Genomic DNA, 22,171 nt, shown 5'->3' with positions numbered 1-22,171 from the left:
CTACTTTTTCTTACCCTTTTTATCGGTGGTTGCCGCCGGCTTATCCAGAGCCTGGGACGCCGGCGTCGTACCCCCCTGCACGCCAAGCGAACCGCCAGTGCCCATGCCGCCAGCCACCTCCTGCGCCTTGTAATTGCGCACCGCCCGCACCAGCTGGTTGTACGAATCCATGAAGGCCGCGATCAGAATCTTGCCTTCTGGCGTATTTGAATAACCGCCCGCGCCACCAAAGGCGCCGCCACCGAACAAGCCGCCAGCGACATTGAAGTCGAAGTTCTTGGCGCTACCCTCGGCCGCCGCCAGCTGCACACCGGAGCGGTTATCGATCATCAGCAGCGTGGTCGAGGCTTCATTGGACTTGAGGCCGCCAGCCACCGCACCGGCAATGCTGCCCAGCATGCCCGCACCGCCCAGCATGCCGCCCATACCGCCCGTACCTTTCTGGCTGAACGTGATGGTCGGGCTCATGGTGTAATCCGCCGCCACCATCTGACCCTTGCCCATATTGCTACCGGTTCGCATCTCTCCCGATTGCGACAGCTGGCGCTCCATCATCATCTTGTTCATGGCATTGCCACGTTCGACGATAACGAAGCAGTTCGACTGCTGGATCATCATGCGCAGCACCGGCACAGTCGATCCGAGCTTGTATTGCGACAGCTGGTGATACCACGGCGCAGCGGTATCTTCCACCACGCCGAGCGTTCCCAGCGTTTTGTCGCATTTTTCCAATTGTGGATTGGCGTTTGCAGCCTGGGCGCCACCCGCAGCGCCGGTCGCTACGGTGCCGCCACCGCCCAGTTTAGGTTCTGTTCCCGCGCATGCAGCCAATGCCATGGCGACGGCTGCACTGAGCGCCGTTGATACGATGAGTCTGTTCATGGTATTTCTCCCCTTTTTTTCACTCAACCGCACATTGAAGAATAGGCCACAACGACGAAAAATCCACTTCCGCCGCCGATTATTTGTCGTATATAGTTACCAAGCCGAAAGGCTAACTTCTATAAGGATCTGACCTATGAACAAACTGATCGCTGCCTCCATCGCCATGTTCTTTGCCGTGTCCGCTCATGCCGCGGAAGCGCCTGCCAAGAACTCCCAGCAATCGAAGATGGCGACCTGCAACGCTGACGCCAAAGACATGAAGGGCGACGAGCGCAAAGCCTTCATGAAGGAATGCCTGAGCGCGAAGCCCGCAAAGGCTCCGACTCAGCAAGAAAAGATGAAGACCTGCAACGCGGACGCGGCAGGCAAAAAAGGCGATGAGCGCAAGGCATTCATGAAGGAATGCCTGAGCGCGAAGAAGGCGGCTTAACGCAAACCGCTGGCCAGGCGTGGGGACGACAGCAACTGCTTGAAAGCGTCCCAGCGCTGTGCACGGGCGGCTGCCGGATCGGTGGCCGTCGCGTGACGCTCCACAAAGGCCTTGACCAGATCCTGGCCCAGGTTGTAGTTGATCACATAGCCACGGTTCGCGTCATAGAAGGACACGCGCTGCGCCGATTTCTCCGGCGGATACAGGCCCACATTCACCATCCACTCCTGCGCCTGCTCTTTCGTGAAGCGGCCTTCCAGATACTCGCGTGCATTGTCGTTATCCGCGTAGCTTAATTTCGCCATCAGCTTCAGGAACTGGGCATATTTTGGCGCCAGGGCGGGATCGAGTCCCGCTAGCGGATACAGAGTCTTCTGCTCGAAAGCCACGCGCTCATCATCCGGGAAAGCCATCTGAATGCCATAGTTCGCGCTGCCCTCGGCGATCAGCGACATCGGCGAATACAGCGGATACACGCTGAACTCCACCCAGTTGCGCTTCTTCACCAGTTCCTGCTCCAGCAGTGCGTTGTACACGTGGTGACCCGGATAGCCCTCGTGGCACCCCAGGTCCAGCGCGCGCTCGATGTAGATCGGGAATTCGGTATTGATCTGGATAAGGCTGTGCGCATTGCCCTTGTACCAGTTGTAGCCGGACCATGGCTTGTTGCTCACGAACTCCATCACGAAGCTTTCGTTCTTCGGCAGCTCCACATAGCGCATGGTGCGCTCGCGGCAGGCAGCGATGGACGCATCGAACACCTGCTTCAGGCGATCTTTCGGAATCACGAACTGGCCGCGGAAGGCTTTCAGGCGCTCAGGCAGCGGGCCGGTTCCCGGCACCAGCTTGTCCACTTCGGCCACGATCGCTTCGTAGTAGGCGCGGTCGTGATGCGGCGAGACAGCGTCGTACAGCACGGCCGTCTCTTCATCGAACGTGAACTTCTTCCCATCCAGCATATCGACCCGCGCTTCCACCGCGCGCAGCTGTTTGGACAGGAACTCGATACGCAGCGCCTCTTCCGCATTGTGCGGTTTCTGCTTTGCGATATCGCGGCGCGCAGCCTGCACCTCGCTGCGGATAGACGCCAGGCTCTGCTTCCTGCGCGCCACCTCTTCCTGCAGCGCCGCAGGACCATAGTAGGCATCCACATAATTCGCATCATACTGGCCGACCGCCAGCACCAGCTTGCGGTAACGCTCCGCCACGTCCTGCACAGATGCGGCCATTGCACTCCCCGCCATCAACATAGCAAGTCCTCCCAAGACCAGTTTTTTCATACACTCCTTCTTTGCGCGTTCGAAGGTGCAGAGTTTAACTGATCGGGAAGCACAATTCGCGTTGGCACCGCCAGCTCGATGCCGCGCGACTGAAGCTCGCGGACCACGGCCAGGAAAATGGCCTGCTGGGTATCCATGAACACGAAATAGTCGGGCGACTTGATCCAGTACACCGTCTCGAAATCGAAGGACCATTCGCCCAGGCCTGAGAAGTGCGAACGCTCGAAGTTGGCCGTCTTTTCCTGCGCCATCACCGCATTGCGCAGGATCTGCGGCACCACGCGCAAGTCGTCCGCGCTGGTGTTACGCCGCACGCGCAGGATGAAGGATGCGCGGCGGGTCTGCATGCGCGTCTGGTTCAGCACGCGCGCTTTCAGAATATCGCCGTTGGAAAAGATGATCTGGTCGCCGCCCAGGCCACGCAGGCGCGTGGTCTTCAGTCCGATGTACTCCACGCTACCCAGCTTATCGTCGACGATAATGAAGTCGCCCACCACAAAAGGCTTATCGAGCACAATGGACAGCGAGGCAAACAGATCGCCCAGAATATTCTGCACCGCCAGCGCCACCGCGATACCGCTGATGCCCAGGCTGGCCACCAGTGTCGTGATGTTGAAGCCCAGATTGTCCAGCACCATCAGGGTGAAGACGATCCAGACCACCAGCCGCAAAATGAAATCGATGATGGCAGCCGAGGTGGCCGACGCGCCAGTCTCGCTCTTGCGCCGGTAGTGGCCACGCCACGAGCGTATCAGGCTATCGCCCCAGATGCCGGCCTGGATCAGCAGCGTGGTGGCGGTCACGCGCCACATCCAGGTCAGCTGCTTGTGCGGCAAGTCCAGCATCTGGCTGCCGATCCAGGCCGCGCCGATGATAATTGTCAGCAGCCACGTGGCGCGCAGCATGCGCACCAGCCAGTCGTCGACCGGCGTGGTGGTGCGCTCTGCAATCACGGCGAGACGCCGTACGGCAAGGCACTTTACGAGGTACAGCACGACGGCCGCAGCCACCATCACGGTCAGCGCGGTCCCCCATTCCTGCAGTGTATTTCCGAGAAATGAAAATCGCATGGCCGCCAGTGTAGCGAAGTGAATTTCGCTGCCGCGCACGCATGACTGAAGGCAAGGTTGCGCCACCCCGACAAAAATTTGGCGATACTTTTTGCCTCCTCGACCAACAAAGAAGAACATGTCCACGATCAAGCCAACCACCATCGAACTGTGGGGCGGACTGGAAGGCACCGTCAACCGCGTCTCTGATCAATACTTCAGTCAAATTGAACAAAATGGGCATGACCGCCGCGAAGATGACCTCGACCGCTTCGCTGCGCTCGGCATTCGCGCATTGCGCTACCCCGTGCTGTGGGAGCGCGTGGCGCCGGATGGCCTGGATACTGCTGACTGGTCCCAGCCGGACCAGCGGCTGCCAGCTTTGCAGGCACTGGGCGTAACGCCCATCGTTGGGCTGGTCCATCACGGCAGCGGACCACGCCATACCAGTCTGGTCGATCCCGCCTTTCCTGAGCAGCTGGCTGAGTATGCAGGCGCCGTTGCACAGCGCTACCCATGGATTGAATACTACACACCGGTCAATGAACCGCTGACCACCGCGCGCTTTTGCGGCTTGTACGGCGTGTGGTATCCGCATGGCCGCGACGACAAAACCTTTCTGCGCGCGCTGCTTTATCAATGCAAGGCGACGGTGATGGCGATGCGCGCCATCCGCGCAGTCAATCCGCAAGCGAAGCTGGTACAGACGGATGATCTGGGCAAGACTTACAGCACACCCCCACTTGCGGGATGGGCTGCCTTCTACAATGAACGCCGCTGGCTGGCGTGGGACATGCTGTGCGGCCGTATCGATTCGCAGCATGCGCTGTGGGACTATTTGCGCGAACGCGGTGGCCTGAGCGAAGACGAACTGCTGTGGTTCCGCGATAATCCCTGTCCGCCGGACATCATCGGCCTGAATTACTACATCACCAGTGAGCGCTGGCTCGATCACCGCGCGGCGCGCTACCCGCAACGGTATGTCGGTGTCGACGGTTTCGCCGATATCGAAACCGCGCGTGCGCTGGCCACGCCGACACCAGGCATCGGCCCGTTGCTGGAAGAAGTGTGGGAGCGATATAAGCTGCCCATGGCGGTTACCGAGGCCCACATCGACGCCAACCGCGAAGACCAGCTGCGCTGGCTGCACGAAATCTGGAATGCCTCCCTCCATGTGCGCCAGCGCGGCGCCGATCTGCGCGCCGTCACGGTGTGGTCCCTGCTTGGCTCCTTCGACTGGAATTGTCTGGTCACCGAGCGCAAAGGCTATTACGAAACCGGGGCTTTCGATTTGCGCGCGCCGGTGCCGCGTCCCACCGCGCTGGCGGAGATGATGCGCGAACTGGCCACCGGACGCCAGCTCTCCAATCCCGTACTGCAAGGCGTCGGCTGGTGGCGCCGGCCGGGCCGTTTCCTGTGCCCTCCCGCCGCGACCAGCACCAGCCTGGCCGCGCTGCCGACCGACCGCCAATTTCCGCAGCGTCCCGTGCAGCCGATCCTGATCAGCGGCGCCACCGGCACGCTGGGTTCGGCCTTCGTGCGCATCTGCGAGCAACGCAATCTGGCTTACCGCGTGCTGACACGGCAGCAGATGGACATCACCGATCCCTCATCCGTCGACGCTGCAATCCGCCGCTACCAGCCCTGGGCCATTATCAACGCCAGTGGCTACGTCCGCGTGCACCAGGCCGAGAACGATGCAGCGCGCTGCCTGCGCGAGAACGCCGATGGCGCCACGGTGCTGGCCGTGGCGTGTGCTACCCATGCACTGCGCCTGCTCAGTTTTTCCAGTGACCTGGTATTCGATGGCAGCAAAGGCGCACCGTACGTCGAGAGCGATGCCGTAGCACCGCTCAACGTTTACGGCCGCAGCAAGGTTGAAGCGGAACGCCGCATGCTGAGCATTCACCCTCAGTCGCTGGTCGTCCGCACCAGCGCATTCTTCGGCCCGTGGGACTGCCACAACTTCCTCACGCTGGCGATGCAGACACTCGCCGCGGGCGGGCAATTTCCGGCAGCGGACGATCTGATCGTTTCACCGACCTACGTGCCTGACCTGGTGCAGACTTGCCTCGACCTGTTGATCGACAAGGAAAGCGGCATCTGGCACTTGTCGAATAACGAAGCACTGAGCTGGCATCAGTTTGCCCAGCGCGCGTGCCAGTTGGCCGGCGTGGATGCCAGCGGCTTGCTGGCACGCCCGGCAGCTTCGTTCGATAGCTGCGCAGCCCAGCCGCCCTTCTCCGCCCTGACCAGCGAACGCGGCATCCTGCTGCCGGCACTGGACGATGCCTTGGCCCGCTACTTCGATACCGCCACGGCACTGGCCGAGAGCGGTGCCGCGCAAGCCGCACATTACGGCAGCAACTGAGGTCCATTCTCGATTCGCGCATTTGCATATGCAGCACCAGTGCATATGCAAGCGCGAATTGATTCGTTTTCATGCCTGAAAGTGCTCGATAAGATCGTTTCATCCCAACGATCATGACCTGTCATAACAGGTTGCGAGCATTTTCATGAACCAGCCTGTTTCGCCACTACCGCTGTATGCCCAGGTCAAAGAGAACCTGCGCGAACGCATTCTCGACGGGACATATCCGCCGCATGCGCAATTGCCTGCGGAAAGCGAGATTGGCGCAGCGTTTGGCGTCAGCCGTATCACAGTGCGGCAGGCGCTGAACGATCTGCAGAAGGAAGGCTTGATCTTCAAGCTGCCCGGCAAAGGCACTTTCGTCTCCAAACCGAAGGCGTTCCAGGAACTGAGCCAGCTTGAGGGCTTCGCCGAAGCCATGTCGCGGCGCGGCTATGAGATCTATAACCGGCTGGCCGGCTTCCAGATCGTGGGCGCGGCGCCGAATGTAGCGCAGCAACTGCGGCTCGCGGCAGGCGATGCTGTGGCTGAAATCAAGCGCATACGCCTGCTGAACCGCGAGCCGGTATCGCTCGAAGTCACGTACGTCGCAGCGGAACTGGGCGAACGCTTGCGCCAGGAGGACCTGGCCACGCGCGATATCTTCCTGATCCTGGAAAACGATTACGGCATTGCACTCGGCACGGCCAGCCTGCAGATCGATGCCATCCTGGCCGACCATGCGCTGTCGGCGGCTTTGCAGATCGACGAGGGCATGCCGGTACTGCGCATCGAACGTCTGACGCATACGGCGGACGGGAAACCACTCGATTTCGAATACCTCTACTTCCGCGGCGACGCCTTTCAGTACCGCCTTCACATAGCGCGCCGCCCTTCAACCACGGAATCCCCATGAATACTCATATCCAGACTGTTGACGTGCTGGTGATCGGCGGCGGCACCGCCGGTCCGATGGCGGCGGTAAAAGCCAAGGAAGCCAATCCCGAGTTGCGTGTTCTGCTGCTTGAAAAGGCCAACGTGAAGCGCAGCGGCGCCATATCCATGGGCATGGACGGCCTGAATAACGCCGTCGTTCCCGGATTCGCTACGCCGGAGCAGTACGTGAAAGAGATCACCACGGCAAACGATGGCATCGTCAACCAGAAAACGGTGATGGCCTACGCGCGGAACAGCTATGACATGATCGAAGAGCTGGACCGCTGGGGCGTCAAATTCGAGAAGGACGAAACAGGCGACTTCGCCATGCGCAAAGTTCACCACATGGGCACGTATGTGCTGCCCATGCCGGAAGGGCACGACATCAAAAAGGTGCTGTACCGGCGGCTGAAACGTGCCCGCGTCGAGATTACCAATCGTCTGGTCGCCACGCGCCTGCTGACGGCGAAAGACGGCAGCATTGCGGGCGCCATGGCGTTCGACTGCCGCACGGCCGACTTCCACGTGATTCGCGCGAGGACTGTGGTGCTGGCCACCGGCGCTGCGGGCCGTCTTGGCCTGCCCGCATCCGGTTATCTGTTCGGCACTTACGAGAACCCGACCAATGCAGGCGATGGCTACAGCATGGCTTATCACGCGGGCGCCGAACTGTCGGGCATCGAGTGCTTCCAGATCAATCCTCTGATCAAGGACTACAACGGACCCGCCTGCGCTTACGTGACCGGCCCGTTTGGCGGCTACACGACCAACAATAAGGGCGAGCGCTTCATCGAATGCGATTACTGGAGCGGGCAGATGATGATGGAGTTCTACCGCGAACTGCAAGGCGGCGACGGGCCGGTATTCCTGAAGCTCGATCATCTGGCGGAAGAAACCATCAGCACCATCGAAACGATTCTGCACACGAATGAACGTCCGAGCCGCGGCCGCTTCCACGAAGGCCGCGGCACCAACTACCGCGAGCAGATGGTGGAAATGCACATTTCCGAAATCGGCTTGTGCAGTGGTCATTCCGCCTCGGGTGTCTGGGTCAACGAACATGCCGAAACCACGGTTCCAGGCCTGTACGCGGCGGGTGATCTGGCCTGCGTACCGCACAACTACATGCTGGGCGCCTTCGTCTACGGCAAACTGGCCGGTGAAAGCGCCGCACGCTATTGCGCGGAGCGCCCGCTGCCGGAATTCGACGAAGCGCAGGTCGAACGCGAACGCGAACGTGTCTGGGCGCCACTGTCGCGCGAGGATGGCCTGCCGCCCAGCCAGGTCGAATACAAGCTTCGCCGCATGGTGAACGACTATCTGCAGCCGCCCAAGGTCACACGCAAGATGGAAATTGGACTTCAGCGATTCGAAGCGATCCGCGCAGACCTGGACCGCCTTTCCGCGCGCAATCCGCATGAGCTGATGCGCGCCATGGAAGTGCACGCGATCCGCGATTGTGCCGAGATGGCGGCGCGCGCTTCGCTGTATCGCACCGAGAGCCGCTGGGGCCTCTACCACTACCGGGTTGATCATCCGGAACGCAACGATGCCGACTGGTTCGTGCACGTGCAGCTGCAAAAGCAGAACGGCGCCATGACCTGCTTCAAACGTCCGATCGAGCCTTACATCGTCAAGCTGGATGAACAGGAAAAGACCGCTTACCAGCGGCTGCGCATCAACAAGGAAGAGAGGGAACTATGCCAACAACTCTGAACATTGCCACAGTGCCGGTCAGTGTCGATGAAGACAAATGCATTGCGCACAAAGGCTGTACGGTCTGCGTCGACGTTTGCCCGCTCGACGTTCTGGCCATCGATTTCGTCAAGGGCAAGGCTTACATGAAGTTCGACGAGTGCTGGTATTGCATGCCTTGCGAGAAGGACTGCCCGACCGGCGCCATCCACGTCGACATCCCTTATTTGCTGCGTTAAAACTCCTGGAGAGATCAATGAAACGACCATTACTGGGCCTGGCCCTGGCGCTGCTGTTCGGTGCAGCCAATGCTGAAACCATTCGCGTCGCCATCGGCACGCAGGACACCACCATCAACTGCGCTACAGGAGGCATCCTGATCCGCGAGCTGAAGCTGCTGGAAAAGTATCTGCCGCATGACGGCAAGTACAAGGATGCGCAATACGATATCCAATGGAAGAACTTCACTTCCGGTGCGCCGCTGACCAACGAAATGGTGGCGGGCAAACTGGATATCGGATCAATGGCCGATTTCCCGGGTTCCTTCAACGGCGCGGCCTTCCAGAAGGCGGGACGGAAAAGCCTCTTCATCAGCGTTTTGTCGGGTAGTACCACAGGCAGCGGCAACGGCATCGTGGTGCCGAAAGCATCGCAGGTGCAGTCTCTGTCCGAGCTGAAAGGCAAAACCATCTCCGTTCCATTCGCCTCCACCGCACACGGCATGCTGCTACGTGCAGTCAAGGCGCAAGGCTGGGACCCGGAGAAAGACGTGAACATCACCACGCAAGCGCCGGAAATCGCCGGCTCTGCGCTGCAGACCAACAAGGTCGATGCGCATGCCGACTTCGTGCCTTTCGCTGAACTGTTCCCGCACCGTGGCTATGCGCGCAAGATCTATGATGGCTCACAGGCCAATGCCCCAACCCTGCACGGCAGCCTGGTGGATGCCGAGTATGCGCAGAAGTATCCCGAAGTCGTCATTGCCTTCCTGCGTGCAGCCATCGAAGCAGACCGCCTGTTCGCCGCCGAGCCGGAGAAATACAGTGAACTGGTGGCCAAAGTGACCGGCATCGACGCGGAAGTGAACTATCTCTTCCATGGTCCCCTGGGCCTGCAGACGCGTGACCTGAGCTGGAAGCCGGAATATCGCCAGGCGGTGAAAACCTCCATCGAAACCCTGCGCCTGCTGAAGCGCACCGACAGCGATCTGGATGTGAACAGCTTCATCGACGACCGCTATATCCGCGCCGCCTTCAAGCAGTCCGGCCTGGATTACGACGCGCAGCTGAAGAACTACGCCAAGCTGCCGCTGACCGGCAAGGATGCCAGCTCCGGCAAGCCGATTGCCGATGTGAAGCGGGTGGCGCAGATCTGGGTGGCCGGCGAACCACTGGTGCGAAATTACGCGACACCTGAATCGGCCTTCGCCGATCTTGCCAAACTGGAAAAGGCCGGCAAGAAAGTCCGTACGGTCTACGCCCAGGACCGCGAAACCGGCATCAAGCTTTTTGCCAGCGACGCCTGGTTCGTCAGCAGCGGCAAAAACGAGATCAACGCCTTCCTGCTGAAGGAGTCCGCCGAGGCATGGGCCAGGAAGAACAGCGGCAAAGTGCTGGACTTCAGCGGCGTCCGGGCAGCGATCGCGGGTTAAGTGCATGGCTGCCACCTATAAACCTGAACGTCTGCTGCTGCGCGCGCTGTCGATTGCTGCCTGCGTGCTGGCATGGCAGTGGGCGTCCACCAGCCACGTTAATCTTGGCCTGGTGACGTTCAACAATGTGCCGTCACCCAAAGAGGTGCTGGCGGCGGCAGGAGAATTGATCCAGTCGCCCAAGCTGCTCACGCACCTTGGCGCCAGCATTTATCGGGTGTTCGCGGGTTACGCGGCGGCGGCCGTGCTGGGCATTGTGCTGGGGCTGGCAATCGGGCGTTCGCGCTTTCTGGAGGATGCCCTGCTGCCGCCGCTGGAAGTGCTGCGCCCTATTCCGGCCGTGGCGTGGATTCCGCTGGCGATCCTGATGTTTCCATCGTCCGAGCTGTCGATGGTTTTCATCACCTTCATCGGCGCGTTGTTCCCGATCCTGCTCAACACGATTCACGGCGTGGAAGGCGTTGACCGCCGTCTGATCGCTTCGGCGCGCAGTCTGGGTAGCGGCGCCGCATCGGTATTCACGGAGGTAGTGCTGCCTGCCGCCGCACCCAGCATTGTGACGGGACTTTCCATCGGCATGGGCACGGCCTGGTTTTGCCTGGTGACGGCGGAAATGATTTCGGGCCAATTCGGCATCGGCTACTACACCTGGTCCTCGTACATCGTACAGAACTATCCGGAGATTATCGTCGGCATGCTGTTCATCGGCGTGTTCGGCATGGGCAGCAGTGTGCTGGTCCGCAAGGCAGGCAACGCGCTGATGCCGTGGTACTTCATGGGGAGGAAAACGTCATGACGCAAGGTTCCATCGATATCGCCAACTTGCAGGTAGACCTTGGCGGACGTGCAGCGCTGCACGAGGTTTCACTGTCGGCACGGCCGGGAGAATTCATCTGCGTGCTTGGCCCATCCGGCTGCGGCAAATCGACGCTACTTGGCGCACTGGCGGGCCATCTGGACCCAAGCCACGGCAGCATCCGCGTGGATGGCCAACCGGTGCAAGGCCCGCATCCCGAACGCGGCCTGGTGTTCCAGCAGCACACGCTCTTCCCGTGGAAGAAGGTGATCGACAACGTCGCTTTCGGCCTGAAAATGAAGGGCGTGCCGCGCGGCGAACGGCGCCAGCAGGCGCGCGCGCTGCTGAAACTGGTCGGGCTGGAGGGCTACGAGAACAGCTATCCATCGCAGCTATCCGGTGGTATGCAGCAGCGCGTGGAGATCGCCAGAGTGCTGATCAACCATCCGCGCATGCTGCTGATGGATGAGCCTTTCGGCGCACTCGATGCGCAAACGCGGCTGAACATGCAGGAGCTGCTGCTGGAAGTGTGGGGGCGTATCCGCACCACCGTCATCTTCATCACCCACGATATCGACGAAGCGCTGTTCCTCGCCGATCGCATTCTGGTCATGAGCCCGCGCCCCGGCCGCATTATCGACGAGATCCGGCTGGATTTCCCGCGTCCGCGCCACGCAGGCCTGGTCACGTCGCTCGAATTCGTGCGCCTGAAGCGCCATTGCCTCGACCTGCTGCATCCGCGCGCATTGCCCCATAAGGAGAATCATGGAATTACTATCCCGACTGCAGCATGAAGATGGCGAAGTGCGCCGTATCGCCATCCTGGATCTGAGCGATATCGCCGAAGACGAACACGCTCCGCTGTTCGTCGCCGCCCTGCGTGATCCCGCAGCCGCCGTGCGCGAAGAGGCAGCGCGGGCGCTGGAGGGTTTCGAAAACGACGAAGCCGTTTCCGGCCTCGCCGAACTGCTGACCGATGATGAAGCCGATGTGCGCGCAGCAGCAGCGCAGAGCCTGAGCGAGCTCAAACTCACGCAATCGGCTCGCCTGCTGGCGCCTTATGCCAGCCATCACCAGCCATTTGTGCGGCACGCCGTGTTGCGCGCCTTGCGCGAGTTGCGTGCGCCTGAAAGCATCGTGCCGGCCTTGTCGGCGCTGGGAGACACGGAAGGTTCCATACGCCGTGAAGCAGTCGCCGTGCTGGGCTATCTGAAATACACCCCGGCCCTGCCCGCGCTGGCGCGGCTCGCTACGGACGACGCGGATCAGGAAGTGCGCCGTGCGGCGGCAGGTGCGCTCGGATTGGCCAGTAACGCATCCGTGCTGCCGGCGCTACTGGCGGGGCTGAATGATCCGGCGTGGCAGGTACGCGAGGAGGCTGCGACCACATTGGGCAAGCTGAAGCTGGCCGACGCTTTGGGCGAGCTGGTCGCCGCGCTACAGGACAGCTACTGGCAAGTGCGCCTGCGCGCCGCCCGCAGCCTGGGCCGCCTGCGCGACGCGGCAGCGGTACCCGCCTTACTGCCACTCCTCAGCCACGACATCGCCAACCTGCGCCGCGAAACGGCGCTGGCACTGGGCGAAATCGGCAATCGCGCCGCCCTGCCTGCGTTGGAAGCCCTGCAGCAGGACGCCGATCCGGAAGTGCGCAAGGCAGTGCGGATCGCCATCGAGCAGATTGGCCGCCAATGACGCCGAGGTCGATCAGTCATCGCCGCGCGACAGGCGCGCTGGAACTGGAATGGCCGGATGGCACTCGCCAGGCGCTGCCAGAAACGCTGCTGCGCCAGAGCTGCCGCTGCGCCGGCTGCACCGCCGAGCGCCGGCGTACGCAGCGGGTACCAGTCGTGGCAGATGGTGTTCGTTTGACAGGTATCGAGCCGGTGGGCGCCTATGCCGTACAACTCATCTTCAGCGATGGCCACCAGCGCGGCATCTATCCCTGGCCCTATTTGAAAAGTCTTTAACTGCGCAGGTGGCGTGCCAGGTCCGCCAGGCGGTACGGCTTCGTCACGAAGTCGAACTCCGCCAAACCTTGCTGCTCGCTCTTCAGAGCCGGTACCGGATAGCCGGAAGCCAGAATGATCTTGGTGGCCGGGTAGCGTGTGCGCACCTCCCGCGCTAGATCCAGGCCCGTTACGCCGTTCGGCATCATCACGTCGCTGAATACCACGTCGATGTCCGGCTCGCGCTGCATGATGCGCAAGGCTTCAGTTCCATCACGTGCGCTCAGCACGGAATAGCCCATGGTCTGGAACAATTCAGCGGCGGCTGCCAGCACAAGCTGATCGTCTTCCACAATCAGCACGCGCTCTTCACGAGGCGCATCGGCCAAGCCGTCCGCAGGCTGCACGGCGGCGTCAACGGCGGGCAGGTAAAGCCGGATCGAAGTGCCGAATCCTTCTGCGGTATCGATGGCCACGTCGCCGCCCGATTGCGCGATGAAACCATAGACCTGGCTTAACCCGAGACCGGTGCCCTTGCCGACTTCCTTGGTGGTGTAGAACGGTTCCAGTGCCCGTGCGCGCACCGCGAGCGACATGCCTGTGCCGGTGTCCCGCACCGTCACCTTCACGTAGCGCCCCGTCGGCAGGGTGCCGACTTCATTGGCGACCAGTCCGACGTTGCGCGACTCGACGATGAGCGAGCCACCGTCCGGCATGGCGTCGCGCGCGTTCACCACCAGGTTGAGCAAGGCGGCTTCAAAGCGCGCTTCATCCACCGACACATTATCCAGCTGCGGCCCCAGATCGAGTTCGAAGCGCACCAGCGGCCCAGCCGCCCGGCGCAGCACCGCTTCGAAGCCAGCGATCAGTGTATTCGGATGATGCACCGCCGGCGCCAAGGGCTGCTGGCGCGCGAACGACAGCAGCTGCTGGGTCAGCAAGGCACCACGGTCCACCGCCCGGCGCATTCCATCCAGCACGCGGCCGGTGGGTCCCGCGTGGTTTTGTGTCTTCAGAATATCGATACCACTGGATATCACCGCCAGCAGATTGTTGAAGTCATGCGCCACACCGCCGGTGAGCTGGCCGATGGCTTCCATCTTCTGCGCCTGGAACAGGGCGGCGCGGGTCTGCTCCAGAGATTCCGCGACGCGGCGCTTCTCCGTATTGTCGCGCGTGATTTTCGCGAAGCCGATCAGTTTTCGATTGTCGTCATAAATCGCATCGATCACGGCATGCGCCCAGAAGTGCGTGCCGTCCTTGCGTACTCGCCAGCCTTCGCTTTCGTAGCGGCCTTCGCGCGCCGCGGTGGCCAGTGCGCGTTCAGGAACGCCCGCTGCCTGGTCTTCCGGCGTGAAGAAGCGGCGGTAGTGGGTACCCATCACCTCATCCTGGGCAAATCCTTTAATGCGCTGCGCCCCGACGTTCCAGTTAGTAATCAAGCCTTCCGGCGACAACATGTACAGCGCATAATCCGTGACACCCTGCACCAGCAAGCGGAAACGGCGCTCGCTCTCGCGCAGCGCTTCATGCACATTCTTGCGGTCCGTGATGTCGCGGGTGATCTTGGCAAAGCCCACATGTTCGCCACGCGGCGTGTAGATAGGATCGATCACCACGCTGGCCCAAAACCGCGTGCCATCCTTGCGAATGCGCCAGCCTTCGCTTTCAAAGCGGCCTTCGCTCAGCGCCGCTTCCAGCGCTCGCGCGGGCGCGCCAACGGCCCGGTCCTCAGGCGTGTGGAATTTGGAGAAGTGTTGCCCCAGCACTTCTTCCTCAAGATAGCCCATGAAGCGCTGCGCGCCCGCGTTCCAGCTGCTGACATGGCCGTTCGTATCGAGCATGTAGATCGCGTAGTCGCTGATGCTTTCCACCAGCAACTCATAGCGGGATGGCGATCCTTCGCTGGTTGGGGGTTCTTTAATCATCGGACGATTGTAACGCCTTCCGTTTTTAGATGTGACACAATCGGGGTCATGAGGATTTGCATAAGCCTGCTGACTGCCAGCCTTATGCTGGCATGGAACGCCGTCCCGGCCCAGGAGCCTGCGGCGCCAAGCGTGGTTGTGCGCAATACGCGCGATCCTGTCGACAAATCCTATCGCAAAATGCTTAAAGGCATCGCTCGTTTCGAGCATGCCCAGGCGTTGGCGCCGGGGGCAACGCTGAGGTTCCGCCTGCTGCCGCGCACACCTACTGTTGAGATGCAGGGCATTGAACTGAAAGTCGTCGGCGATTCGACCAGCATGCCAGTAAAGATCGCGCCGGACAACAGCTTTACCCTCACGTACAACGACACCTTGCAGCGCGAAGACGCTGCCCTGATCGCCAACCGTAAGACCAGTTCCATGACCTGGCGCGCCGAAGTGCGCAGCCCCGGCGTGCCGGAAGGCATGCGGCGTCTGGGGGACCTGCGGCTGGAATGCCTGGTCGGCATGGATGCGGGTCTGGTGTCCAACAACTCGCAACTATTCGCATGGCTGGGTGAGCTGTTCACCAGCACCGACCGCGTCTGCTCCGATCCCGAGGGTAACTACTTGTTCTTCACCGAGCGTCCGGTATTCTCGGTTACTGCGACGTCAGGAGAGCGGCGGGAAGTCCTGCCCTTTCGTATGACTTACGCGGGCGGCGGACCTCCGGCTTCCGAGCTTCCGTACTGCGATTGCCAGGTCCTGCTCGACCGCAGCTATTACGCGCCGATCTGGGACCGCAACTGGCCGGACGATACCCTGCTCAGCTTTGAATACATGGACGATCCGCCCGAGCCGGGCGTCCAGCCGCCCACGCGCGAGGCGGCCCGCGCGGCGCTGGGCCAGCCGTTGAAGGAACTGCGCTTCGATAAGGGCTACCAGGTCTGGCTCTACGAATGGCAGCCCGGGCACAAGCTGCCGCCGGGGCCGGACCAGCGTCCACAAATGGCTGAGCAGGTGCTGCTGTTCGGGCCGGATGGGGCCACACGCCGCATACGCCATCGCGAGCCCGCGCAACAGCCAGTGCGTCCAGTCAACTAAGAAGAATTTAAGATTTGCTGAGCCAAGTTTTAAGAACGCGGCTTTCCACCTCTGACTACCATTCTGTTCGGGCATTTCGCCCCACGGAAAAGAAAGAGGAAATGGAAATGAGTGAATCACAAGCCCGCCGCAATAATCTGTACAGCGGCATCCACAAAGCCCTGCGCGCCTACATGAGCGACACCCTGAACCGCACCGCGCGCCTTGACGCCAACGACGCTGAAGAGCTGTCCGCCGGCCTGCGCCAGATCCGCGAGCTGCTGGCCTTCATGCGCAGCCACATGCAGCACGAGGCCAGCTTCATCCATACCGCAATGAACGCCCGCCGCGCCGGTTCGGCCCAGGTCACCGAAGGCGATCACGATCATCACGACTGGGCCATCGACAAACTGAACGCGCTGTGCGGCCACGTGGAAGAACACAGCGGCGCCAGGCGCCAGGATTACCTGGACCACCTGCACCTGCAATTGTCCGTCTTCGTCGGCGAGAACCTGGTGCACATGAATATGGAAGAAACGGAGAACAACGCCATCCTGTGGGCCCACTACACGGATGAAGAACTGGATGGCATCCACGATGCCCTGGTCAGCACCATTCCGCAGGAAGAGATGCAGCTCGCCATGCGCTGGATGATCCCCGCACTTAACCCGTCCGAACTGGCAGGCATGATGATGGGCATGCGCGCCGGGATGCCTCCGCCGGTCTTTGAAGGCATGCTCGGTTTTGCACGCTCGCTGCTCGATCAACGCTCCGCGCAAAAGCTGGACGCGGCGCTGGCTGCACCGCAAGCCCTGGCAGCCTAAATCACCTCATGCAGCACCAGGGGCTGGCGCACGCAAAGACGGAAATGGCCGCGGCCTGTTTTCTCGATCTGCACTCCCGCATCACGTTCGCACAGGCGGCGCGCCAGCAGCACCAGGCGCGCTTCCAGATTGTCGCTGACATCGGGCAGGCGGATACGTGGATCGAGGCGCAGCTCGCGGTTACTGAAACACGTGCGGCCCAGAGTCGCGTGGTCCTTCAGCAGGCACCACAGCACCGCGCCCGCTACGCCTTTGATCAGGTAATCGTCGCCAAAGAACACGGAATCGTTGCCTGCGTAATGGCGCACCAGCAGCGGCGCCGCTTCGCGCTGCGCGCGCGCTTCGTCCGGCGCTGCAAGCGGCTCAGGTTCGGCTTGCGCCGCGTTCTGCAGGATGTACATCTGCATCGCCAGCTGGCCGCTCAGCGTGACCAGCGCATCTTCATCGTCATAGCTGAAGCGCAGATCCTGCGGACTCTCCACATACAGCACACCAAGCAAATAGTCGCAACCGACGATCGGCACGGCCAGCTGGCTGCGCGATTCGGCCAGTCCGGGAAACGGGATCTCTTCCGCCAGTTCGCTGTCCGTCAGCTGCTCGCGAATGGCGCGGCTGTAGCTGTACTCCGCCGTCATATGGCTGATGCGGACCGGCGTGCGCTCGCGCGCGGCCACACCAATCACGCCCTGCCCCATGCGAATTTCGGAGCCCACACCGGATTCGGCGTAACCGTGGCTGGCCACGGTGTACAGATTGCCCGCTGCCCTATCGTGCATCAGCAGCATGGCGTGGCTGATTCCCAGCTTCTCGTCCAGGCAGGCCATGATTTCGTCGAACAGGCGATCCAGGTCGCGGCAAGCGGCCAGGCGCTCGGAGCATACGCGCAGCGCGGCCAGTGTGTTGCGCGACGCTTCCGGCGCGGGGACGGCATCCTTGTCCACCCGCAGCAGGTCGTTGACGCGGTAGACGTCCGAACCTAGCAAATGAAATACGCCGCTCATGCCGACGTGCGAGGCAATTCCCGCCAGACGCGCCTTCATGCTCTCGAACAGCGATCCCGAAGTTTCAGTACGCAGGTATTCGATCTGCAGCGAATACTGCGCGCCCGTAAAGGGATTGATGACCATCAGCCGCGCGCGAGGATTGGCAAGAATGTTCTGGCGCGTCTTGTTGAAGAACTGGTAGGACAGCGCAATGTGTTCGCGATCGATGTACTGCACTTGCGAGAGATAGGAGACGTTCGGCACGCCTTCCTTATCGGCAGTCGCCAGCACCGCGGGGATCACGCCCTCGAAGCACTCGCGGATCGTGTCGAGGCGGACCTCGCTCATGCTCCAGCCTCCAGCGGTTTGCCTGCGTTGGGGCCGGGCGTCTGTGTGAAGGCTTGCTGCGGGCGGAAGCTCAGCCCCACCAGTTCATTCGGCGGACAGGAAAGCAGCATGCGCACCATCTCTTCGCGGAAGCCGATCGCGCCCACTTCGGCCACAAAGGCATCGCAGTAGGCTGCCACCACTTGCAGGTCTTCGGTTGAAGATGCGGTCACCCGTGCATCATCGCTTTTCAATTGCATCGTGCGGTGACTGGAAGGCTGGGTGAAGGCGACTGCGATGCGTCCATTGGCAAAGATATCGCGCTGCACGCACTGGGATTTGGACTCGGGCACGAAGACAGTGACGCTGCTGCCGTCATCGCTCACCCGGCAACCGATGGCCCGCACCAGCTCCGGCACGCCGCCCGCCGAACAGGTGGCGACGCTGATCGACACGCCCGCACGCATGAAGGCGATTTGTCCGGCATCGAGGGAGGGCGAGCTCATGTCGGACGATTCTATCTGAACACGAAGCGCTTGGCGGTAATGAAATTGAAAGTCATGCCCGCCAGTGAACCGATCGCCACACCGGCCGCCGGGGTCCAGGCCGCATGCGGCAGCAGCTGCAGCGCGAGGGTGTAGGCCGCATAGTTGATCGCACCGCCGCCCAGCATGGCGACCAGATAGCGCCACCACTCGCGCCAGACGCTGTCCGTGGCGGCAAAGGTGTAGCGGCGGTTCAGCCGCCAGGTCACCCAGACGGCAAACAGGAAGGACAGCAACCGTCCCACGTAATAGCCGCAGCCCAGCGCCAGGGCGAGATACAGCGCCGCCATATCGGCGACCAGTCCGGCCACGCCATTGGCCGCAAAGCGCAGGAATTGCTGATGGGTCGACTTGCTCATGTTGATGTTCTTGAAACGCCCCCAGGGCGCCAGCCCGCGATTATAAAACAAGGGACTAGCCAACCGGCCAAACACCCTGCTATAATTGCGCGCCTTGGCCTGGTAGCTCAGTTGGTAGAGCAGAGGATTGAAAATCCTTGTGTCGGTGGTTCGATTCCGCCCCGGGCCACCAAGAACATACCTCACGAAACGCCGATCCATTGCTGATCGGCGTTTTTGCTTTGTGCGCAACATTTCCGGGTTTTCCGGTCCATTCTCGGCTACGGTCTCACGTACCGTTTTCGCCGTCGCTGCCCCCCCCTGTCCCAAGACCCTTTCAGCGGCCATATGTCGTGTTCCGCGGCCGGCCGCGACGTGCTCAATGCGCGGTCGCTAAATTGCTTGACGCACCCAAAACTCGGAAGTATTATCTATCTATCGATAGGTAAACAACTCATCGTTTGCCTTCCGACAGCCAATCAATCTACCTACCAAATCGGTAGCTCAAGGAGTGCATTTTGAAAATTTATGACCGAGCAGGATTCCCTAACCCAGCCCGTATCCGCATCGTTCTTGCCGAAAAGAACCTGGAATCTCAGGTTGAGTTCATCAGCGTCGATTTAATCGGGGCCGAACACAAGCAAAGCGCCTTCCTTGCAAAAAACCCCAATGGAGTCGTACCGGTTCTTGAGCTGGACGACGGGACCTTCATTTCCGAAGGGGTAGCTATCACCATGTATTTGGACAACCTGGACGGCAACCCGGTGCTCACCGGCACCACTGCACGACAACAGGCCCTGATACACATGATGCAAAAACGTGCCGATGACCAGCTGATCGATGCAATCGGCATCTACTTCCACCACGCCACCCCCGGGCTGGGAGAAAGTCTGCAGGCCTATAAAAGTCCTGAATGGACGCATCGAAAGCAGTGGGGTGAGCGCAGTCTGGCCAAGTTCGCCAGCGGCATGCAGTACTTCAACAGCGTACTGGCAACTCAGCCGCATGTGGCAGGCGAGCACTTCTCGATGGCCGACATTACGGTATTTGCGGCACTGATGCATGCCTCCGCCGCCGGCGTACCGATACCGCCCGAACTATCCGCGCTGGCAGCGTGGCAGGCAAGGATCGCCGAGCGTCCAAGCGTGAAAAACCGCAGCGGCCAGCAATTCGAAGCGGACGATCTGCGCCGCCTCGGCTTTTAACCAGGAGCCACCATGACTATGTCTCCGCCCCGTACCGATCGCCGCAGCATGCTGGCCAGTCTCGCTGGCGCCGTCGCCGGACTGACAGCAATCAGCGCTACCGCTGCCGCGCCTGGCAAGCCCACAGCCGGCGTCCAGGCTGGCAAGCTCACCGCAAATACCATTACCACCCGCGATGGCACCGTGTTGTATTACAAGGACTGGGGAAGCGGTCCGCCGGTGGTGTTCTGCCACGGCTACCCGCTATCGTCGGATGCCTGGGAAAACCAGATGATGTATCTGGCCCAGCACGGTTACCGCGTCATCGCGCATGACCGGCGCGGCTTCGGCCGATCCAGCCAGCCCGCCCAAGGCTATGATTACGACACCTTCGCCGACGACTTGGCGACCCTGGTCAACGCCCTCGATCTGAAAGACGCCACCTTCATTGGACACTCAATGGGCGGCGGCGAAGTGGTGCGCTACATTGCCCGCCACGGCGCACAGCGCGTCGCCAAGGTCGCGCTGGTTGCTGCCGTTACGCCGTTCCTGCTGAAAACGGACAGCAACCCCGGTGGCGTGCCGCGCGAATTTTTCGACGGCTTCCGCAACGCCGTGCAAGCCGACCGCTCACAATGGAACAAAGACGTCAGCCTGCCCTACTACAACTACAACCGCCCCGGCGCAAAGGCGTCGGACGGGGTGCGCGAGGATTACTGGCGGCAGGGCATGAACACCGGCATGCTGGCGGCCTACCATGCGATCACCGCCTTTTCCGAAACCGACTTCCGCGCCGACCTGGCGAAGATCACCGTACCGACGCTCGTGCTTCATGGCAGTGACGACCAGATCTGCCCCATCGAGTTGACCGGCGCGCCAGCGGCCAAGCTACTACGCAACGCGCGGCTCGCAGTATACGAAGGCGGTTCACACGGCCTGCTCATCACCGAGAAGGACAAGCTGAACGCCGACCTGCTGGCCTTCCTGAAATCTTGAAATTCGTGACGAGGCGGTGTGAGTATGTGTATCATGCCGCCTATCTATCGATCAGGAGAGTAGTTTGGCGAACCGATCCGACATCCGCGAGCACATCATGGCCGTCAGCCGGAAAATGGTGCAGGCACGCGGATACAACGCACTAAGCTTCCGCGATGTGGCCGAGGCGGTGGGCGTCAAGAGCGCCAGCGTGCACTATCATTTCCCCACCAAGGGCGACCTGGGGGCGGCGCTGGCGAGGCGCTATACGGAAGACGGCATGATGGCGCTGGACGCGTTATTCGCATCCGGTGCGGGGCTGGAGGACAGCTTGCAGCAATACACGGAAATCTTCCGCCAGGCACTGGTGGATGACAACCGGATGTGCTTGTGCGGCATCATGTCTGCCGAGCAGGCCGACCTGCCGCCACAAGTACGCGCGCAGGTCAACGGGTTTACCGACGCGAATGTCGAATGGCTGGGCCGCCTCTTGCTGGCGCGGCGGCCGGGAACAGACGCGGCACTGGCACAGTCGCGCGCGATGGCCATCTTCGCCGCCATCGAAGGGGCGCAGCTGGTCGCTCGTGGACGGGGCGACCCGGCTGTCTTCGATGCTATCCTCGCTTCCTACCGACAGGCGGGACTGTTCTCGTAGAGCCGAAGTTTGAAAATCCTTGTGTCGGTGGTTCGATTCCGCCCCGGGCCACCAAGAATAAAAAGTAAAAACGCCACCTTCGGGTGGCGTTTTTGTTTTTGGGCGCCCCTCCAAATATGCATATTCCTTTGCAAAAGAAGGAATTAAATTCTCCTCCGTGGTAGTGCGTGATTTATTCCTCTGAGCAACTTAATATGCTCTACTGCATTATCGGCCTTTGTGTATATTTTGAGCAGCGCATACCAAAATCACCAGCCAGAAAACAAACTAAAAAGAGACTTGACCGAAGCAGCCAAGTCGCGCAGACAGCGACGTAGCCTGAAACAAATTCA

The 22,171-nt window shown here is 61.1% G+C and carries 22 protein-coding genes and 1 tRNA gene; 16 read left to right on the top strand and 7 right to left on the bottom strand.

The genetic code is table 11. The features are described 5' to 3' along the window. Positions 1-882, bottom strand: coding sequence for a CsgG/HfaB family protein (locus AB4Z19_RS18740; protein ID WP_442022145.1), 882 nt, complete (start codon positions 880-882; stop codon positions 1-3). A gap of 136 nt (positions 883-1,018) precedes the next feature. Here AB4Z19_RS18740 and AB4Z19_RS18735 point away from each other — a divergent pair, with 136 nt between their 5' ends. Further along, positions 1,019-1,315 carry a PsiF family protein gene (locus tag AB4Z19_RS18735; protein WP_442022143.1) on the top strand — a complete coding sequence of 99 codons (297 nt, stop codon included), beginning with the start codon at positions 1,019-1,021 and terminating at the stop codon, positions 1,313-1,315. Here the strand turns inward: AB4Z19_RS18735 and AB4Z19_RS18730 are convergent. Together AB4Z19_RS18730 and AB4Z19_RS18725 are read right to left on the bottom strand one after the other, a co-directional pair. Beyond that, positions 1,312-2,544, bottom strand: coding sequence for a hypothetical protein (locus AB4Z19_RS18730; RefSeq protein ID WP_442035775.1), 1,233 nt, complete (start codon positions 2,542-2,544; stop codon positions 1,312-1,314). The two genes, AB4Z19_RS18735 and AB4Z19_RS18730, sit on opposite strands and share 4 nt — an antisense overlap. Before the next feature lie 47 nt (positions 2,545-2,591). Next, positions 2,592-3,665: a mechanosensitive ion channel family protein gene (locus tag AB4Z19_RS18725; RefSeq protein ID WP_442022139.1), complete on the bottom strand. Its 1,074-nt coding sequence runs from the start codon at positions 3,663-3,665 to the stop codon at positions 2,592-2,594. 118 nt (positions 3,666-3,783) lie between these two features. On the opposite strand from AB4Z19_RS18725, the gene AB4Z19_RS18720 reads away from it, so the two are divergent. The 9 genes from AB4Z19_RS18720 (at position 3,784) to AB4Z19_RS18680 (ending at position 13,039) form a co-directional block, all read left to right on the top strand. After that, the gene (locus AB4Z19_RS18720; protein ID WP_442022137.1) at positions 3,784-6,015 is read left to right on the top strand and encodes a family 1 glycosylhydrolase; all 2,232 of its coding nucleotides are present in this window, start codon (positions 3,784-3,786) and stop codon (positions 6,013-6,015) included. A 145-nt stretch (positions 6,016-6,160) separates the two neighbouring features. Continuing rightward, positions 6,161-6,910 carry a GntR family transcriptional regulator gene (locus AB4Z19_RS18715; RefSeq protein WP_442022135.1) on the top strand — a complete coding sequence of 250 codons (750 nt, stop codon included), beginning with the start codon at positions 6,161-6,163 and terminating at the stop codon, positions 6,908-6,910. After that, positions 6,907-8,646, top strand: a complete 1,740-nt coding sequence (locus tag AB4Z19_RS18710; protein ID WP_442022133.1) for a fumarate reductase/succinate dehydrogenase flavoprotein subunit — start codon at positions 6,907-6,909, stop codon at positions 8,644-8,646. The genes AB4Z19_RS18715 and AB4Z19_RS18710 overlap by 4 nt, the downstream gene beginning before the upstream one ends. Then, positions 8,631-8,864, top strand: a complete 234-nt coding sequence (locus AB4Z19_RS18705) for a 4Fe-4S dicluster domain-containing protein (RefSeq protein ID WP_442022131.1) — start codon at positions 8,631-8,633, stop codon at positions 8,862-8,864. Before AB4Z19_RS18710 ends, AB4Z19_RS18705 begins: the two co-directional genes overlap by 16 nt. 17 nt (positions 8,865-8,881) lie before the next feature. Further along, on the top strand, positions 8,882-10,276 hold the full coding sequence (locus AB4Z19_RS18700) for an ABC transporter substrate-binding protein (RefSeq protein ID WP_442035774.1): 1,395 nt from the start codon (positions 8,882-8,884) through the stop codon (positions 10,274-10,276). Between the two features lie 4 nt (positions 10,277-10,280). Then, a complete protein-coding gene (locus AB4Z19_RS18695; RefSeq protein WP_442022127.1) occupies positions 10,281-11,072 on the top strand; it encodes an ABC transporter permease in 792 nt (263 codons plus the stop codon). Next, positions 11,069-11,866 (top strand): ABC transporter ATP-binding protein, encoded by a 798-nt coding sequence (locus AB4Z19_RS18690; protein ID WP_442022125.1) that lies wholly within the window; start codon positions 11,069-11,071, stop codon positions 11,864-11,866. Before AB4Z19_RS18695 ends, AB4Z19_RS18690 begins: the two co-directional genes overlap by 4 nt. Then, positions 11,838-12,764 carry a HEAT repeat domain-containing protein gene (locus AB4Z19_RS18685; RefSeq protein WP_442035773.1) on the top strand — a complete coding sequence of 309 codons (927 nt, stop codon included), beginning with the start codon at positions 11,838-11,840 and terminating at the stop codon, positions 12,762-12,764. The genes AB4Z19_RS18690 and AB4Z19_RS18685 overlap by 29 nt, the downstream gene beginning before the upstream one ends. Beyond that, a complete protein-coding gene (locus AB4Z19_RS18680; RefSeq protein WP_442022121.1) occupies positions 12,761-13,039 on the top strand; it encodes a gamma-butyrobetaine hydroxylase-like domain-containing protein in 279 nt (92 codons plus the stop codon). Before AB4Z19_RS18685 ends, AB4Z19_RS18680 begins: the two co-directional genes overlap by 4 nt. Here AB4Z19_RS18680 and AB4Z19_RS18675 read toward each other — a convergent pair. Continuing rightward, complete coding sequence (locus AB4Z19_RS18675; RefSeq protein ID WP_442022119.1) at positions 13,036-14,946, bottom strand: PAS domain S-box protein; 1,911 nt, start codon at positions 14,944-14,946, stop codon at positions 13,036-13,038. The two genes, AB4Z19_RS18680 and AB4Z19_RS18675, sit on opposite strands and share 4 nt — an antisense overlap. 48 nt (positions 14,947-14,994) lie before the next feature. On the opposite strand from AB4Z19_RS18675, the gene AB4Z19_RS18670 reads away from it, so the two are divergent. Both AB4Z19_RS18670 and AB4Z19_RS18665 read left to right on the top strand, forming a co-directional pair. Continuing rightward, the gene (locus tag AB4Z19_RS18670; RefSeq protein WP_442035772.1) at positions 14,995-16,029 is read left to right on the top strand and encodes a hypothetical protein; all 1,035 of its coding nucleotides are present in this window, start codon (positions 14,995-14,997) and stop codon (positions 16,027-16,029) included. A 107-nt stretch (positions 16,030-16,136) separates the two neighbouring features. Continuing rightward, on the top strand, positions 16,137-16,832 hold the full coding sequence (locus tag AB4Z19_RS18665; RefSeq protein WP_442035771.1) for a hypothetical protein: 696 nt from the start codon (positions 16,137-16,139) through the stop codon (positions 16,830-16,832). On the opposite strand, the gene AB4Z19_RS18660 is transcribed toward AB4Z19_RS18665, so the two are convergent. The 3 genes from AB4Z19_RS18660 to AB4Z19_RS18650 are packed head-to-tail and all read right to left on the bottom strand — an operon-like array spanning position 16,829 to position 19,046. Then, the gene (locus tag AB4Z19_RS18660) at positions 16,829-18,163 is read right to left on the bottom strand and encodes a GAF domain-containing protein (protein WP_442029104.1); all 1,335 of its coding nucleotides are present in this window, start codon (positions 18,161-18,163) and stop codon (positions 16,829-16,831) included. The two genes, AB4Z19_RS18665 and AB4Z19_RS18660, sit on opposite strands and share 4 nt — an antisense overlap. Next, a complete protein-coding gene (locus AB4Z19_RS18655; protein WP_442029105.1) occupies positions 18,160-18,648 on the bottom strand; it encodes a hypothetical protein in 489 nt (162 codons plus the stop codon). The genes AB4Z19_RS18660 and AB4Z19_RS18655 overlap by 4 nt, the downstream gene beginning before the upstream one ends. 11 nt (positions 18,649-18,659) lie before the next feature. Further along, the gene (locus tag AB4Z19_RS18650; RefSeq protein ID WP_442029106.1) at positions 18,660-19,046 is read right to left on the bottom strand and encodes a GtrA family protein; all 387 of its coding nucleotides are present in this window, start codon (positions 19,044-19,046) and stop codon (positions 18,660-18,662) included. Between the two features lie 96 nt (positions 19,047-19,142). On the opposite strand from AB4Z19_RS18650, the gene AB4Z19_RS18645 reads away from it, so the two are divergent. The 4 genes from AB4Z19_RS18645 to AB4Z19_RS18630 all read left to right on the top strand — a co-directional run bounded on the left by AB4Z19_RS18645 (position 19,143) and on the right by AB4Z19_RS18630 (position 21,839). Continuing rightward, positions 19,143-19,218: transfer RNA gene (locus AB4Z19_RS18645), tRNA-Phe, on the top strand. Between the two features lie 325 nt (positions 19,219-19,543). Further along, entirely contained in the window at positions 19,544-20,230 is a 687-nt protein-coding gene (locus tag AB4Z19_RS18640) for a glutathione S-transferase family protein (protein ID WP_442035770.1), read from the top strand. A gap of 18 nt (positions 20,231-20,248) precedes the next feature. Then, entirely contained in the window at positions 20,249-21,205 is a 957-nt protein-coding gene (locus AB4Z19_RS18635; RefSeq protein ID WP_442035794.1) for an alpha/beta fold hydrolase, read from the top strand. A 64-nt stretch (positions 21,206-21,269) separates the two neighbouring features. Further along, entirely contained in the window at positions 21,270-21,839 is a 570-nt protein-coding gene (locus AB4Z19_RS18630) for a TetR/AcrR family transcriptional regulator (protein ID WP_442035769.1), read from the top strand. Positions 21,840-22,171: the final 332 nt, after the last annotated feature.

Origin of the sequence: Pseudoduganella sp. RAF19 (assembly GCF_052114165.1) — a bacterium.
Classification (GTDB): Bacteria; Pseudomonadota; Gammaproteobacteria; order Burkholderiales; family Burkholderiaceae_D; genus Rugamonas.
This window is presented reverse-complemented; position numbering and strand designations above follow the sequence as displayed.

Bases quoted from the DNA above. Each gene is read 5' to 3' on its own strand.
- AB4Z19_RS18740 (WP_442022145.1), bottom strand. From the start codon at position 882: ATGAACAGACTCATCGTATCAACGGCGCTCAGTGCAGCCGTCGCCATG.
- AB4Z19_RS18735 (WP_442022143.1), top strand. From the start codon at position 1,019: ATGAACAAACTGATCGCTGCCTCCATCGCCATGTTCTTTGCCGTGTCC.
- AB4Z19_RS18730 (WP_442035775.1), bottom strand. From the start codon at position 2,544: ATGGCCGCATCTGTGCAGGACGTGGCGGAGCGTTACCGCAAGCTGGTG.
- AB4Z19_RS18725 (WP_442022139.1), bottom strand. From the start codon at position 3,665: ATGCGATTTTCATTTCTCGGAAATACACTGCAGGAATGGGGGACCGCG.
- AB4Z19_RS18720 (WP_442022137.1), top strand. From the start codon at position 3,784: ATGTCCACGATCAAGCCAACCACCATCGAACTGTGGGGCGGACTGGAA.
- AB4Z19_RS18715 (WP_442022135.1), top strand. From the start codon at position 6,161: ATGAACCAGCCTGTTTCGCCACTACCGCTGTATGCCCAGGTCAAAGAG.
- AB4Z19_RS18710 (WP_442022133.1), top strand. From the start codon at position 6,907: ATGAATACTCATATCCAGACTGTTGACGTGCTGGTGATCGGCGGCGGC.
- AB4Z19_RS18705 (WP_442022131.1), top strand. From the start codon at position 8,631: ATGCCAACAACTCTGAACATTGCCACAGTGCCGGTCAGTGTCGATGAA.
- AB4Z19_RS18700 (WP_442035774.1), top strand. From the start codon at position 8,882: ATGAAACGACCATTACTGGGCCTGGCCCTGGCGCTGCTGTTCGGTGCA.
- AB4Z19_RS18695 (WP_442022127.1), top strand. From the start codon at position 10,281: ATGGCTGCCACCTATAAACCTGAACGTCTGCTGCTGCGCGCGCTGTCG.
- AB4Z19_RS18690 (WP_442022125.1), top strand. From the start codon at position 11,069: ATGACGCAAGGTTCCATCGATATCGCCAACTTGCAGGTAGACCTTGGC.
- AB4Z19_RS18685 (WP_442035773.1), top strand. From the start codon at position 11,838: ATGGAATTACTATCCCGACTGCAGCATGAAGATGGCGAAGTGCGCCGT.
- AB4Z19_RS18680 (WP_442022121.1), top strand. From the start codon at position 12,761: ATGACGCCGAGGTCGATCAGTCATCGCCGCGCGACAGGCGCGCTGGAA.
- AB4Z19_RS18675 (WP_442022119.1), bottom strand. From the start codon at position 14,946: ATGATTAAAGAACCCCCAACCAGCGAAGGATCGCCATCCCGCTATGAG.
- AB4Z19_RS18670 (WP_442035772.1), top strand. From the start codon at position 14,995: ATGAGGATTTGCATAAGCCTGCTGACTGCCAGCCTTATGCTGGCATGG.
- AB4Z19_RS18665 (WP_442035771.1), top strand. From the start codon at position 16,137: ATGAGTGAATCACAAGCCCGCCGCAATAATCTGTACAGCGGCATCCAC.
- AB4Z19_RS18660 (WP_442029104.1), bottom strand. From the start codon at position 18,163: ATGAGCGAGGTCCGCCTCGACACGATCCGCGAGTGCTTCGAGGGCGTG.
- AB4Z19_RS18655 (WP_442029105.1), bottom strand. From the start codon at position 18,648: ATGAGCTCGCCCTCCCTCGATGCCGGACAAATCGCCTTCATGCGTGCG.
- AB4Z19_RS18650 (WP_442029106.1), bottom strand. From the start codon at position 19,046: ATGAGCAAGTCGACCCATCAGCAATTCCTGCGCTTTGCGGCCAATGGC.
- AB4Z19_RS18635 (WP_442035794.1), top strand. From the start codon at position 20,249: ATGTCTCCGCCCCGTACCGATCGCCGCAGCATGCTGGCCAGTCTCGCT.